Below are 14,084 nucleotides of genomic sequence, written 5' to 3'. Positions count from 1 at the left end.
CGTGATCACTGGCAGGATAGCGCGGTGCGCAGCTCTTGCAGATTGGCTGACATGGCATCGGCGTAGTCACCGGAGGACGGGGCGGACTCAAGCGGGTTCAGCACGGCGGTGGTGGCGCCGGTCTCCGCGGCAAGGGCCTCGGCCGTCTTGGAGGAGACAAGGTCCTCGGTGAAGATCGTCGTCGTGCCGGTCTCCTGCACAATCTTCTTCACGGCGGCCAGCTCGGCCGGGCTGGGCTCGGACTCGGGATCGACCCCGGACACGGAGGCCTGGGTCAGTCCATAGCGATCCGCCAGGTAGCCGAAGGCGGCGTGCGAGGTGACGAAGGTGGTGCGCTCACACTGGGCCAGACCGGTGGAGTAGTCGGAGTCCAGGCCTTCGAGGGTCTCGGTGAGGCTGGAGAGATTGGCCTGGTAGTCATCCGCGTGATTCGGATCGGCCTGGGACAGGGCGGTCTCGATGGCCTGCGCGGCAGACTGCATGCGCACCGGGTCGAGCCAGAAGTGGGGGTCCGCTGCGTCGGCGTCATGCTCCTCAGCGTGGTCAGCGTCCGCCTCATCCGCATGGTCGCCGTGCGCATCGACGTCACCGTCATGGTTATGGGAATCGTCATGAGCATCTTCACGAGCATCGTCATGGTCGTGCTCTACGCCGTCGTGGTGAGTGAGCTCGACCGCGTCGGTGAGATCGAGAACGTCTGGGCCGGAGACCTCGCTCAGCGCGTCGTCCAAGGAGGGCTGGAAGCCGGGGACATATACCACCAGGTCGGTTCCGGACAGTGCGGTGACGTCCTTGGGGGCGAGCTCGTAGTCGTGCGGCTCGACATTCGTGGGAGTAACGGAGGTGACGTTCACGTGCTCCCCGCCGACGGCCTGCGCCAAGTACTGGATCGGGTAGAAGGACGCGGCGACGGACAGCGCCTGGCCGGAGTCGCTACCGTCGGCGTCGGAGGAGCAGGCGGCCAGCGGCAGGCAGGCGATTCCGAGCGCGGCCGCAGCGGTGACAGCGAGTGCTCGACGGGGGCGGAAAGGAACGTTCATGGGAACCATTCTCATCTCCTCGTGGGTGAGTCGTCAAATCCGCTGTTCAGGACCCGTAGACTGGCCCCGCTCGTCCCACCGACCGCGTGCGGACTGTAGACGGCATCAGTATTTGGACCTACGGAGAAACACAGTGGCAGCAACTCCCTCAACGCTCGACCGTGTCATCAACCTTGCCAAGCGGCGCGGATTCGTCTTCCCCTGCGGCGAGATCTACGGCGGCACCCGCTCGGCCTGGGACTACGGACCGCTCGGCGTGGAGCTGAAGGAGAACATCAAGCGCCAGTGGTGGCAGTACATGGTCCGCTCGCGCGACGACGTCGTCGGCCTGGACTCCTCGGTGATCCTGCCGCGCGAGACCTGGGTGGCTTCCGGCCACGTGGCGGCCTTCACCGACCCGCTGATCGAGTGCACCTCCTGCCACAAGCGGTTGCGCGAGGACGAGTTGCAGGAGGCCTACGCCGCCAAGCACGGCATCGACAACCCCGACACCGTCACCCTGGACCAGCTCGTGTGCCCCAACTGCGGTACTCGTGGCGCCTTCACCGAGCCCAAGGCCTTCTCCGGCCTGCTTAAGACCTTCCTCGGGCCGGTTGACGACGAGGCCGGCCTGCACTACCTGCGCCCCGAGACCGCCCAGGGGATCTTCATCAATTTCACCAACGTGATGAGCGCCGCGCGCAAGAAGCCGCCCTTCGGCATCGGCCAGGTAGGCAAGTCCTTCCGCAACGAGATTACCCCCGGCAACTTCATCTTCCGCACCCGCGAGTTCGAGCAGATGGAGCTGGAGTTCTTCGTGGAGCCCGGCACCGATGAGGAGTGGCACCAGTACTGGATCGACTACCGCAAGGCCTGGTACACCGACCTGGGCATCAGCGAGGACAACCTGCGGCTGTACGAGCACCCCAAGGAGAAGCTGTCCCACTACTCCAAGCGCACCGTTGACCTGGAGTACCGCTTCGGCTTCGCCGGCGGGGAGTGGGGCGAGCTGGAGGGTATTGCCAACCGCACGGACTTCGACCTGTCTACCCACGCCGAGCACTCCGGCAAGGACCTGTCCTACTTCGACCAGGGCAAGAACGAGCGCTGGACCCCCTACGTGATCGAGCCCTCGGCCGGACTGACGCGATCCCTGATGGCCTTCCTGGTGGAGGCCTACACGGAGGATGAGGCTCCCAACACCAAGGGCGGCGTCGACAAGCGTGTGCTGCTGCGGCTGGACCCGCGCCTGGCTCCGGTCAAGGCGGCGGTGCTGCCGCTGAGCCGCAAGGAGGAGCTGACCGGCCCTGCCCGCGAGCTTGCCGCCCGGCTGCGCCGCACCTGGAACGTCGAGTATGACGACGCCGGCGCGGTGGGCCGCCGCTACCGCCGCCAGGACGAGGTCGGCACCCCCTTCTGCATCACCTACGACTTCGAGTCGCCGCAGGACGGCGCGGTCACCGTGCGTGAGCGCGACACCATGGCCCAGGAGCGCATCCCGCTTGAGGGCGTGGAGCGCTACCTGGCCGAGCGCCTGATCGGCTGCTGAACAGTCGGCTGCCCGCCGGTCAGATGCCGGCTGCCCGGCCAGACGCCTGAGTGGCGTCTGGCCGGTGCGTGCGACCGTTCCACGGCCTCGGTGACGTTGCACGACCTTGGTGTGTGTTCCACGACCCCCGGGTGGTCGTGCAACAGGCACCAAGGTCGTGCAACGCAGCCAGGGTCGTAAATCGACATATTGCGCGGCACCGCTCACCGACGCCGCAGCCCGAGCATCGAGCCCTCGCACAGGCCCGACTCCAATCTCGTACCCGGCCGCAGCAGGACGCGGTTGGGTCTGAGCGAGGCGACAACTCCGGGCGGAAAGGCCGCGAGGATCTTGTCCGCCAGCGCGCGCAGATCGCGGAACTCCCCGTAAGTCACGCGTATGAATCGCCAACCCATGGCCTGGATGGCGTCCTGACGCAGTTTCTCCTGCCAGGCGTCCTCCCTGGTGTTGTACTTGACTCGGCCGTCAACCTCGATGACGATCCCGTGCTCGGGCCAGCACAGGTCGAGCCACCACATGCTCGCATGGTCGCTCACCCGGTACTGCACTTGTGGCGCCGCAAGTCCGAGCACGAGAGTCAGCCAGCGCATGACGCTTTCGCCAGGAGAGTCGGCTAACGGCGTCGCCGCTTCCAGTACGGCACGTGCTTGTGCAATTCCGCGCCTGTGCGGGGATCGCTGCAGCCACTCCTGCCAGGTGTCGCGAGCCCGCTTCTCGGCGTCTGCATACGCACGGTGGTCGTTCGGCTGCGATCGGCAGTACAACCGCAGCGCCGCGTCGGCAATCGCCAGGGCGTTGTGTGCGGGCTCGTCGAACGCACAGTCGAAGGCGGTGCGTAACACGGTGGTGACCGGCACCCCGCCGACCACGGTGATGTCTTCCTCCGGGAGGTCCAAGTGTCGGCGCCAAAGCATGATCTGCCGGCAGTAGAAGTCCTCGTGTGCGCTCGACCGCGGCGGTCCCGTGGGAGGCACACTGATCAAGGGCAGCGGCGTGCCAACTCGCTTGGGCGTGCTGGGAACCGCCAGGTATACGTCCGGTTCCTGGGTCATCATTGGCAGGCCAAGCACAAGGGCCGCGGATGCGTGCGTGAGGCAGCACGCGGAGCGGTGCGTTGTTTGCGCGGTTATGGCGCGTGCCAAGGCCAAGGTATAGCGATGCTGCCAGCGCTTCGCCTCAGGGGCTGGAACCCAGTGAATGCCGGGAGCAAGCCGCAGCGCGGAGCGGGGGAACTCTACGCCGGCGCGGTCATGCCGACCGGTGTGAATCAGCACGGGAAACAGATCACGGTCGCGAGCACGGTCGTGAGCTAGGTCAGGCGAGGTGGGCATGTCTCCAGCATTCGCCGAAGTTGGGTGCGATGACCACTCTCGCATCGTCGACTGTGGATAAGTGGGTGTCTGGGGCGCCGCTAATGGTACCCGTGGGTTTTGGTGCCTCGGTCGGCCAGCATCCGCGGGAGTAATCCGGTGGTCCACGCTGTCCGTACTCCTGGACCGCTGGTCGGTCTCGTTTTGCGGTGCCGCGGGCCTCGTACTGCACGACCTCGGTGACACTGCACGACCTTGGTGTGTGTTCCACGACCACCCGGGGGTCGTGCAACGCACCCGAAGGTCGTGCAACGCGGCCCGACGTCGTGCAACGCACCTGGGTTTGGCCCGGGGATGGGCGGCTGGTCGGCGCACACCTGCCAGGCTCGTGCCGCCCGAGTTGCCTCAAGCCGACTCAGGCCGGGGCCGGTCGCCTCAGGGCGACGTGCCTGCGCGGTGCGCGCGGATCGACGCTGCCGGCGGGCATGATGGCCGTGTGAACGACGAGACGACGCCAGCCTCTGCCGCAGCGCCCGCCGAACTGCCTGTCGACGGGCCGAGCAACGTGCACGCCGGGGAATCACCTACCGGCCGGGCCGATACCACTGCCGGCCCGCGCGCCTCGAACCCGCACGCATCCCTGGCGGCGCACAGCCATTCCGGCCCTCTCAACCTGGGCGCGGCCGAGGCCCGGCGGGTGCGCCTAGTGCTGGCGGCGATCGTCATCCCGCTGGTGGTGGCCACACTGATCGGTCTGATCGTGCTGTGGCCGAGTGGGAACTCACTGGTCGGCTCCCAGCCCTTCACCGCCGACGGCGCCGCTCTCGAATCGGCCACCATCACCTCCCTGAACACCGCCGCCTGCGCCGACACCACCGGAGCGCTGGAGGGAGTCGCCAACGAATCGCTGCTCGCCGACGCGGTGTGCGCGCGCATCACCTCCGGCGACGGCGAGGGCCTGGTCATGCCGGTGCATATCCCCTCCGAGTCCCTGGCCGCCGCCGACGTCGGAGACCGTCTAAAGGTGATGTATGCGCCCGCCGCGCTCGCCTCCGGCACGCCATACGTATTCGTCGACTACGCCCGCCAGGTGCCGGTGGCTGCGCTGGCGGTGGTGTACCTGGTACTCGTCGTCGCCGTAGCCGGCCGTAAGGGTGCTCTCAGCGTGCTGGGCCTGCTGCTCGCAACGGGCGTCCTGCTCGGTTTCATGATCCCGGCGCTACTGGATCTGGCCTCACCCATGTGGGTGACGCTGGTGGGCGCCTCGGCCATGATGCTATTGGCGGTCTACGTCGCCCACGGCATCTCCGTGCGCACCACCACGGCACTGCTGGGCACCTTCGCCGGCGTGGTCATCACGGTCCTGCTGTCACTGTGGGGCGTGGACGCCGCTAACCTCACCGGCGCCACCGAGGAGACCGCCCTGACCCTCACGGCGATGGTGGGCGGCATCAACCTGCAGGCCTTGCTGACCTGCGGCATGGTGGTGGCGGCCCTGGGCGTGCTCAATGACGTCACTATCACCCAGGCCTCCGCCGTGTGGGAGCTGCACGCCGCCAACCCAGCCCTGGGCCGTGCGCGGCTGTTCACCGGAGGCATGCGGATCGGCCGTGACCACATCGCCTCCACCGTCTACACCCTCGCCTTCGCCTACGCCGGCACGGCCCTGCCGCTGATTCTGGCGGCCTCGCTGATCGACCGGCCGCTGGCCGCCACCCTGCTTTCGGGCGAGATCGCCGAAGAGGTCGTGCGCACCCTGGTGTCATCCATTGGCCTGGTACTGGCCATCCCGGTGACGACGGCGATCGCCGCCGCCCTGTGCCGCACCGGAGAGCCTGCCGACGCGTGACCGCGCCGGTGCGGGAGCCGGTTGCGACAGGCTGCGTAGGCCCATCACCGGGTTCCAGGCGCAACTCGGCGGCTGAGCCGCCGCGCGCAACGCACCGGCTCAGCCGCCGGATACGTCCAGCTCGGCGTCGGCCAGCAGTGCCCGATCCTCCTCGTCCAGGAAGGGAGAGTCCAACCAGCCCTCGGGCAGGTGCGGGGAACGCGGACTACCCGCACGCCCACGCGATCCCTCCGCCGCCGGACCCGGATAGGGCACATCCTGCGGCAGCCGTGCACGCATACGTGCCAGCGCGGTGTCCAGTTCCGGTAGCGAGGACACACGCATCAACTCTGCGCGTGCCGCGCCACCCACCGGGTAGCCCTTCAGGTACCAGCCGATGTGCTTGCGCAGATCGCGTACGCCCCGGTCCTCACCCAGCTCGGCCGCCAGCAGTCGCCCGTGCTCCTTGATCACGGCAACCACCGCATCCAGGTCGGGGCGGGTCCGCCCGGACCGCCCGTGCATGGCTGAGACGATGTCTGCGAACAGCCACGGCCGTCCCTGGCAGCCGCGCCCCACCACGACGCCGTCGCAACCAGTCTGCTCAAGCATGGACACGGCGTCGTCGCCGCTCCACACGTCCCCGTTTCCGAGCACCGGCAGTGCGGTGGCCTCCTTCAAACGGGCGATCTGCTCCCAACGCGCGTGGCCGGAGTAGTGCTGCCGGGCCGTGCGCGCGTGCAGTGCCAGAGCCGCGATTCCGGCGTCTGCAGCGATACGGGCCGCATCCAGGAAGGTCTCGTGCTCGTCATCAATCCCCAGGCGCATCTTGACCGTTACCGGCACTTCGCGCTCGCGGCGGGCGGCCGCGCCGGCGGAGCGTGCAGCCCGCACCGCCGCACGCATGATCGCCTCCAGCAGGTCCCGCTTCCACGGCAGGGCGGCGCCACCGCCCTTTCGAGTCACCTTGGGGACGGGGCAGCCGAAATTCAGGTCAATATGGTCAGCCAGGTCCTCGGCCACCAGGATGTGGACCGCCGCAGCCACGGTCGCTGGGTCCACCCCGTACAGCTGAATCGAACGCACCCGTTCGGTGGGGTCCGTCCGCACCATCGACAGAGTCTTGGCGTTGCGCTCCACCAGGGCTCGGGTGGTGACCATCTCGGTGACGTACAGACCCGCCGGGGCGGACAGCGCGCCTTCCGGGGTAGTGACCGGCCCCTCCTGTGCCGGGCGCAGCGCGGAGGGCAGTGCCTCCTCCCCGTAGATGCGGCACAAGCGCCGAAATGAGGCATTCGTCACTCCGGCCATGGGGGCGAGCACCACCGGCGTGGCGATCTCCAACGGGCCGATGCGCAGCGGCGCGGCGACGCCCGCCCCGGGCCGGGCGGCCTGTGCGGGGATGGGCGATACCGGAGCAGGCTCAACGACTGGCGTAGCCGCCGGCTGGGTCGTTTCAGGCGATGCACTCACCGGCACATGCTGGCACATCCACGACATGTTCGCCGCCACGTGCGAAGCTGGCGGCATGAGCGAGCAACCGCCCCCATCCGGGGGAATGCTGGATGGGCGCACCATCCTGGTTACCGGCGTGCTGCGCCCGGCCTCCATTGCCACCGCCATCGCCGTCGCCTGCCGCGCGCAGGGAGCCCGCCTGGTAATGACCGGCCACCCGCGCACACTCCGCCTGAGTGAGGCGGTCGCCCGCCGCTACGGTGGAGTGCACGCGATTGTGCCCCTGGACGTCACCGACCCTGACTCCCTTGCCTGCCTCGCCCCCCGGCTGCAAGAGGCAGGAGTGGATCAGGTGGACGGCGTCGTTCACGCCATCGCCCACGCCGACGCCGCAGTGCTGGGCACGCTTACACGCAATCGTTCGGACGCAGGCGCAACCGTCACGGATCCTGGGGCACGCGGTCGGGCACTGGCCGAGGCCTTCACCGCCTCCGCGGCCTCACTACAGGCGCTCGTAGACGCCGTACGGCATTTGCTCTCCGCGCACGCGTCGGTGCTTGCACTCACCTTCGACACAGGCCATGTCCACCCCGGCTATGGCTGGATGGGTCCCCTGAAGGCCGCGCTGGAGGCGAGCGTGCGGGCGCTCGCCGTGGAGCTGGGACCGGCGGGCGTGCGGGTGAATGCCCTCAGCGCCGGTCCGCTGGTCACGCCCGCATCCTCTGCCATCCCCGGCATGGATACGCTGGCCGCCAACTGGGAGGATGCGGCCCCGCTCGGTTGGGATCGCAACGATGCCGAGCCCGTGGCCCGCACTGCCGTCGCGCTGCTGTCCGACTGGCTGCCGGCCACAACCGGTCAGGTGATCCACGCCGACGGCGGCGCCGCCCTCCGCCTGACGGTAGGGTATCCGCGTGACGACTGACCCCGCCGGGAAGCTTCTCGTACTGGTACGGCACTCGAAGGCGTCCCATAACGCCCCCACCGATCTTGAGCGCCCGCTCACCTCGCGCGGGCGGAGTCTGGCGGACGAGCTCGCCCGCTCTTTGGAGCACCGGGTGACAAGCCTTGATCTGCTTCTGGTATCGCCCGCCGCCCGTGCACGCCAGACCGCCGGCCCCATGCGCAAGCGCCTGGCGCCGTCGCTCACGCGCGTGGAGCCGGAGATCTACCATGAGGGCCCCGGCGGGATCCTCCGCCTGTTGCAGCCCCTCCCGGAGACAACCCGCCACGTGCTCGTCGTTGGCCACGAGCCGACCGTCTCGGTGCTGGCCCACATGCTGCATGACACCGTAGATGACTTGGCCGACCAGGTTTCCTTCGGCATTCCCACCGCCACAGCGCTTCTGCTGCAGGTGCCGGTCAACTGGGCGGGTCTCGGTCCCAAGACCGCGCACCTGAGCGAAATAGTCACGGCTCCGCGCTGATTCTGGCGGACAGGCCCACGGCACCACTTCGACCGAACTTGTCGGTTATAACGACCGAGCTCGGCGGGGGTGGCGTGGAGCGGCCGGCGCAAGGCACAGCACGCCGAAGTGCGCCCAAGGACGCCCCAAGGCTGCCAAGTGCGCCAAGCTCGCTAGAGCAGGTCCAGCACCGCCATGAGGTCGCGCACGTGCACCGCGGCCGGTGCCGACTCGGCAACCACAGGTTTGGCGCAGAAGGCCACCCCCAGTGCCGCCTCGGCGATCATGCCCAGGTCGTTGGCGCCGTCGCCCACCGCGACCGTGCGCGTCATGGGCACGCCATCGGCCTGTGCCCAGGCGCGCAGACAGCGAACTTTCTCCTCGCGGTCCACGATGCGACCTAGCACCCGGCCGGTGAGCGCACCGCCCGCCACCTCCAGCCGGTTGGCGGCGACATGGTCGATCCCGAGGCCGCGCGCCAGTGGGCACACCACCTCTTCGAAGCCGCCGGATACCACCCCGACCCGGCAGCCGCGTGCATGCAGCGCCTCAATGAGCTCACGCGCGCCCGGGGTCAGTCGCACCTCCTCCAGCACCGCGGCGAACACCGTCTGCGGAACCCCTGCCAGTGTCGCGACGCGTTCACGCAGTGAGGCGGCAAAGTCCAGCTCGCCGCGCATCGCCCGCGCGGTCACCTCGGCAACGCGCTCGCGAGTGCCGGCCCGCTCGGCGATCAGCTCGATCACCTCCTGCTCGATCAGGGTGGAGTCCACATCCATGACCAGCAGGCCTGGCCCGAGGGCTGCCAGCTCCCCGCTCGCGCGCGCACCGGATACGCGTGGTAGGCCGGGCGGTGGGGCGAATGGCAGCGCGCTGGAGTGCATGCCCAGGATGGTAACCAACGCAGGCGCGCCACATACGCCCCCGCCCCGGGATCGTTGCGATCCCGGGGCGGGGGCGTATCTGGCGTATGCGCCGTGGAGTGGAGTTGGACCGGTCAGCGCGCTACACGCTGTCCCTTGGCGACGACGGTGATGCCGGACTCCGTCACCGTGAAGCCGCGCTCACGGTCGTGCTCAGGGTCGATGCCCACCATGGCACCCTCCTCGACTACAACGTTCTTGTCCAGGATGGCGCGGTTGACCACAGTGTTGCGGCCGACGTTGACGCCGTCCATGAGCACGGACTCCCGTACCGAGGACCAGGAGTTCACCCGCACCTCAGGGGACAGAACCGAGGAAATGACCTCGCCGCCGGAGATGATCACGCCGGGAGAGACGATGGAGTCGACGGCGTGGCCCAGGCGCTCGTGGTGCCCGTACACGAACTTGGCCGGCGGCATCGAGCCCGAGTACCCGGCGAACAGCGGCCAGCGGCTGTTGTAGAGGTTGAACACCGGGCTGACGCTGATCAGGTCCTGGTGGGCCTCGTAGAAGGCGTCGACGGTACCCACGTCGCGCCAGTAGTCGCGGTCGCGCTCGGTTGCGCCGGGGACCTCGTTGTCCTTGAAGTCGTAGACCCCGGCGGCGCCCTGGGAGACGAACCAGGGGACGATGTTGCCGCCCATGTCATGCTTGGAGGACTCGTCGGCGGCGTCGATGGTGACCGCCTCGGTCAGGGCGTCGGCGTCCATGATGTAGTTGCCCATCGAGGCGAGTACCTCATCGGGGGAGTCCGGCAGTCCCGGGGTCTCCTTGGGCTTCTCGACGAAGGCCTTGATCCTGCCGCGTGAGTCCGGATCGGACTCGATGATGCCGAACTGATCCGCGAGCTCGCGCGGCTGCCGGATGCCGGCGACGGTGCACGGCAGCCCGGAGGCGATGTGGTGGTCGAGCATCTGGGAGAAGTCCATGCGGTAGATGTTGTCCGCACCGGTGATGACCACGTAGTCAGGGCGCTCGTCCTCAACCAGGTTGAGGGACTGGTAGATGGCGTCCGCCGAGCCGAGGAACCAGTGCTTGCCCACACGCTGCTGCGCGGGCACGGGGGCGATGTAGTTGCCCAGCATGTCTGACATGCGCCAGGTCTTGGAGATGTGCCGGTCCAGTGAGTGGGACTTGTACTGGGTCAGCACGACCACCTTCAGGAAGCCCGAGTTGATCATGTTGGACAGGGAGAAGTCGATCAGCCGGTAGATGCCGCCGAAGGGCACTGCGGGCTTGGCGCGGTCTACCGTCAGCGGCATCAGGCGCTTGCCTTCACCGCCGGCGAGGATGATTGCGAGGACACGAGGAGAAGCCATGGCCCCACCTTACGGTGATTTTCGTCATCTTGCGAGGCTATTGAGCCGATTGGATCGAAGTACCTTCGGGGACTACCGGCGCCGACCGGCATGCAGACCGCTCCGTGCGCCCGGCGTGCCTGACCGGGCACGCCGCCGGCCGGATGCCACGGCCCCAAAAGCTGCGCGCCGGAGCACGGTCCGGGATACTGTGTGAGCTACGGCAAGGCCCGCCGGATGTGCATGGGTGCACGACCACGAAGGAGAGTGCTGTGACCGAGGAAACCAACATCAATGACGGACTGCGAGTCGACCTGCTGACAAAGGAGTACCCGCCCTTTATCTATGGAGGTGCCGGCGTCCACGTCAATGAGCTCGCCAAAGTGCTGCGGCCCTTGGCCGATGTGCGTGTGCACGCCTTCGGCGGCCCCCGCGAGCCCGGCACCGAGGGCGCCGACGCGGGCGTCACCGGGTACCCGGAGGTGGCCGAGCTGGAGGGGGCCAACGCAGCCCTGCGCACCTTCGGCGTGGACCTGGAAATGGTTCCCGGGGTGGAGGGCGCCGACATCGTGCACTCCCACACCTGGTACGCCAACCTCGCCGGGCACCTGGCGGGCCTGCTCTACGGAATCCCCCACGTCCTGTCCGCCCACTCCCTGGAGCCCATGCGCCCCTGGAAGGCTGAGCAGCTGGGTGGCGGCTACGCCCTGTCCTCCTGGGCGGAGCAGCAGGCATACGAGGGCGCTTCGGCGATTATCGCCGTGTCCAACGGCATGCGCGCGGATATCCTGAAGTCGTACCCGAACGTTGACCCCGAACGGGTCAAGGTGGTTCACAACGGCATTGACCTGGCCGGCTGGGCGCGCCCCGCCGACGCCGAGTTCGAGGCACTCGCCGAGCAGGTCCGCGAGCGCTACGGCATCGACACCTCGCGCCCGACGATCGTGTTCGTCGGCCGCATCACCCGTCAGAAGGGCCTGCCACACCTGCTGCGTGCCGTGGAGAAGCTGCCCGAGCAGGTTCAGGTCATCCTGTGCGCCGGCGCCCCCGATACCCCGGAGATCAAGGCCGAGGTGGACGAGGCCGTGGCCGCCTTGCAGGCCCAGCGCACCGGCCTGATCATGATTGAGGAAATGCTCCCGCACCGCGAGCTCCAAGCGGTTCTGGCCGCCTCGGACGTGTTCGTCTGCCCCTCGGTGTACGAGCCCCTGGGCATCGTCAACCTTGAGGCCATGGCGATGGGGCTGCCGGTAGTCGGCTCCGCCACTGGCGGTATCCCGGATGTCATCGTCGATGGCGAGACCGGCTACCTGGTCCCGATCGAGCAGCTGCAAGACGGCACCGGCACGCCCATCCACCCCGAGCAGTTCGCCACCGACCTTGCCGACCGGCTGACCGAGCTGGTCATGGACGCCGACAAGGCCCAGCAGATGGGTGCGGCCGCGCGCAAGCGGGTGGAGGAGCACTTCTCCTGGACCGCGATCGCCGACCGCACCATGGAGGTCTACCGCTGGGCGCTGGCCAACCCGCGCTGATGCGCGCAGGCATGCGGGCCCTGCCCGTGCCCGTTTGCTGACACGCCGCTTGCCGTCGGACTCCTGTCCGGGCTGCGGTCCGCCGCCTTCGGCACTGACGCTGCCGCCCGTCCGGGCGGCAGCGTCAGTGCCGGGGGAGTCGGCAGCCTCCGGAGCCCCTCAGTGCGCCCACCATTCGGTTGCCGCACCAACGCCTCGGCGCGCGGCGGCGAGCAGAGGACGCAGAATGGCGCCGCGCCGCTCGGCCTGCTGGGCCGTTGCCGCGGCGCCGTCGTCCTCCAGGGCCAGGGTGCAGATTGCGCGCAGGCGCAAGGACCGCTCCAGCAGGGTACGACGGCGCGGGTCCAGCCCTGGTGGCAGTAGGCGCGGATCGACGACGGCGGTTATCAGGTCGGTGAGCGTATCGGCCAGCTCGGGGCGCTCGCGGGCCAGGTCCAGCTCGATCAACGCGTCGATCGCCGCCTCAGTGGCGGAGTGCACGTCCCGGCGCGCCTGGGAGGCGTCCAGGGGAGGTAATGGGGCAGGCATCTCCTCCACCTGCCAGGTGACCGACGCTCCGGACGCCCAAGGCACCAGTAGCACACTGCGACCTGAGGCGGACTCCATCACTACACCCTCGCCGGCGTCGACTGCGGCGGCCAGCCCGGGTAAAGGATCTGCGGGGGACGGCAGCACCGCGCTCGCACGCGCGAGCGGCCCGAAGTCGGCCACCCACCGCTCCAGGGGTGCGCGGCCCAGTCCCCAGGGGGAGACGTCATCGGCCGCCTCATGCACGGCGTCGGGGCCTTGCACTACGGCGCGCCCCTGCGAGGAGGGCAGCGGCGCCCACAGGGCCAGCAGGACGGACAGTGGCAGCGCGAGAGGATCCACGACGCCGCACCCTAGCGGCAAATTGCGGATGGGCGAACCGTCCCGCGGGATAGGGTGGGCACATGACCAGCGTGCTCCGCTTTGATGACGTCTCGCTCCACCGCGGAACCACCCAGATTCTCTCCCACGTGAGCTGGGCCGTGGAGGAGGGGCAGCACTGGGTGCTGCTCGGCCCCAACGGCGCCGGCAAGACTACGATCTCGCGTATCGCCTCGGCCCGGTTGTTCCCCTCTTCCGGGGAGGTCGAGATTCTTGGTGAGCGGCTGGGACGCGTGGACGTCGGTGACCTGCGGCCCCGCATCGGCCTGGCCTCCACCGCCCTGGCGGCCCGGGTCGGGCCTGCCGAGACCGGGCTGTCCGTGGTGCTGTCCGCCTCCTACGGCAAAATCGGTGTGTGGCGTGAGGAATATGACGACTTTGATGTCGAGCGTGCCCGCGCCCTGCTGTCCGCACTGGGCGCCGCACACCTTGCGGACCGGGCGTGGGCGAGTCTGTCATCGGGGGAGCGCAAGCGCATTGAGCTCGCACGGGCGCTGATGCCCGATCCGGAGCTGCTGGTTCTGGATGAGCCGGCGGCCGGGCTCGACCTGGCCGGCCGGGAGCAACTGCTGGCGGCGCTCAGTGAGATCCTGTCCGCTGCGGGCGCCCCCTCCATGCTGCTGGTGACCCACCACCTGGAGGAGATCCCCGTGGGCTTCACGCACGCTATGGCGCTGCGCCACGGCACCGCCATGGCCCAGGGGCCCTTGGAGGATGTCATGACCAACGACGTCGTCACCGCCACCTTCGGCCTACCCCTGGAGATAGCCCGGGATCGGGGGCGCTACGCGGCCCGGGGAGCCTGACGGCCCCTGCGGCCCGGCCGGTCGGGAAGGTCGGGGCGCCGCGGAT

At 68.7% G+C, this 14,084-nt stretch carries 12 protein-coding genes; 6 read left to right on the top strand and 6 right to left on the bottom strand.

The window, feature by feature from the left end; all coding sequences use genetic code 11:
• Nucleotides 1–5: 5 nt before the first annotated feature.
• The gene (locus CWT12_RS07055; RefSeq protein ID WP_442862523.1) at nt 6–1,049 is read right to left on the bottom strand and encodes a metal ABC transporter substrate-binding protein; all 1,044 of its coding nucleotides are present in this window, start codon (nt 1,047–1,049) and stop codon (nt 6–8) included.
• Between the two features lie 124 nt (nt 1,050–1,173).
• Here CWT12_RS07055 and CWT12_RS07050 point away from each other — a divergent pair, with 124 nt between their 5' ends.
• Nucleotides 1,174–2,568, top strand: coding sequence for a glycine--tRNA ligase (locus CWT12_RS07050; RefSeq protein WP_161924254.1), 1,395 nt, complete (start codon nt 1,174–1,176; stop codon nt 2,566–2,568).
• A 203-nt stretch (nt 2,569–2,771) separates the two neighbouring features.
• Here the strand turns inward: CWT12_RS07050 and CWT12_RS07045 are convergent, their stop codons facing one another.
• Nucleotides 2,772–3,482: a hypothetical protein gene (locus CWT12_RS07045; protein ID WP_161924253.1), complete on the bottom strand. Its 711-nt coding sequence runs from the start codon at nt 3,480–3,482 to the stop codon at nt 2,772–2,774.
• Nucleotides 3,483–4,518: 1,036 nt separating this feature from the next.
• Here CWT12_RS07045 and CWT12_RS07040 point away from each other — a divergent pair.
• The gene (locus CWT12_RS07040; protein ID WP_237564388.1) at nt 4,519–5,727 is read left to right on the top strand and encodes a YibE/F family protein; all 1,209 of its coding nucleotides are present in this window, start codon (nt 4,519–4,521) and stop codon (nt 5,725–5,727) included.
• A gap of 99 nt (nt 5,728–5,826) precedes the next feature.
• Here CWT12_RS07040 and dusB read toward each other — a convergent pair whose 3' ends face one another.
• The gene (dusB, locus tag CWT12_RS07035) at nt 5,827–7,197 is read right to left on the bottom strand and encodes a tRNA dihydrouridine synthase DusB (protein WP_202616330.1); all 1,371 of its coding nucleotides are present in this window, start codon (nt 7,195–7,197) and stop codon (nt 5,827–5,829) included.
• 37 nt (nt 7,198–7,234) lie between these two features.
• Here dusB and CWT12_RS07030 point away from each other — a divergent pair, with 37 nt between their 5' ends.
• Nucleotides 7,235–8,086 (top strand): SDR family oxidoreductase, encoded by an 852-nt coding sequence (locus CWT12_RS07030; protein WP_161924251.1) that lies wholly within the window; start codon nt 7,235–7,237, stop codon nt 8,084–8,086.
• On the top strand, nt 8,076–8,588 hold the full coding sequence (locus tag CWT12_RS07025; RefSeq protein WP_161924250.1) for a SixA phosphatase family protein: 513 nt from the start codon (nt 8,076–8,078) through the stop codon (nt 8,586–8,588). Before CWT12_RS07030 ends, CWT12_RS07025 begins: the two co-directional genes overlap by 11 nt.
• Before the next feature lie 152 nt (nt 8,589–8,740).
• Here the strand turns inward: CWT12_RS07025 and serB are convergent, their stop codons facing one another.
• Both serB and glgC read right to left on the bottom strand, forming a co-directional pair.
• A complete protein-coding gene (gene serB, locus CWT12_RS07020) occupies nt 8,741–9,451 on the bottom strand; it encodes a phosphoserine phosphatase SerB (RefSeq protein WP_161924249.1) in 711 nt (236 codons plus the stop codon).
• A gap of 113 nt (nt 9,452–9,564) precedes the next feature.
• Nucleotides 9,565–10,809, bottom strand: a complete 1,245-nt coding sequence (gene glgC, locus CWT12_RS07015) for a glucose-1-phosphate adenylyltransferase (RefSeq protein ID WP_161924248.1) — start codon at nt 10,807–10,809, stop codon at nt 9,565–9,567.
• 281 nt (nt 10,810–11,090) lie between these two features.
• On the opposite strand from glgC, the gene glgA reads away from it, so the two are divergent.
• Nucleotides 11,091–12,323, top strand: a complete 1,233-nt coding sequence (glgA, locus tag CWT12_RS07010; RefSeq protein ID WP_161925349.1) for a glycogen synthase — start codon at nt 11,091–11,093, stop codon at nt 12,321–12,323.
• A gap of 159 nt (nt 12,324–12,482) precedes the next feature.
• Here glgA and CWT12_RS07005 read toward each other — a convergent pair whose 3' ends face one another.
• A complete protein-coding gene (locus CWT12_RS07005) occupies nt 12,483–13,193 on the bottom strand; it encodes a hypothetical protein (RefSeq protein WP_161924247.1) in 711 nt (236 codons plus the stop codon).
• 62 nt (nt 13,194–13,255) lie between these two features.
• Between CWT12_RS07005 and CWT12_RS07000 the strand changes: the two genes are divergently transcribed.
• Nucleotides 13,256–14,038, top strand: coding sequence for an ABC transporter ATP-binding protein (locus CWT12_RS07000; RefSeq protein ID WP_161924246.1), 783 nt, complete (start codon nt 13,256–13,258; stop codon nt 14,036–14,038).
• The last annotated feature ends 46 nt before the right edge of the window (nt 14,039–14,084 follow it).

Origin of the sequence: Actinomyces sp. 432 (assembly GCF_009930875.1) — a bacterium.
Taxonomy (GTDB): Bacteria; Actinomycetota; Actinomycetes; order Actinomycetales; family Actinomycetaceae; genus Actinomyces.
The sequence above is the reverse complement of the archived record's forward strand: the minus strand, read 5'-3'. Positions and strand labels throughout refer to the sequence as shown.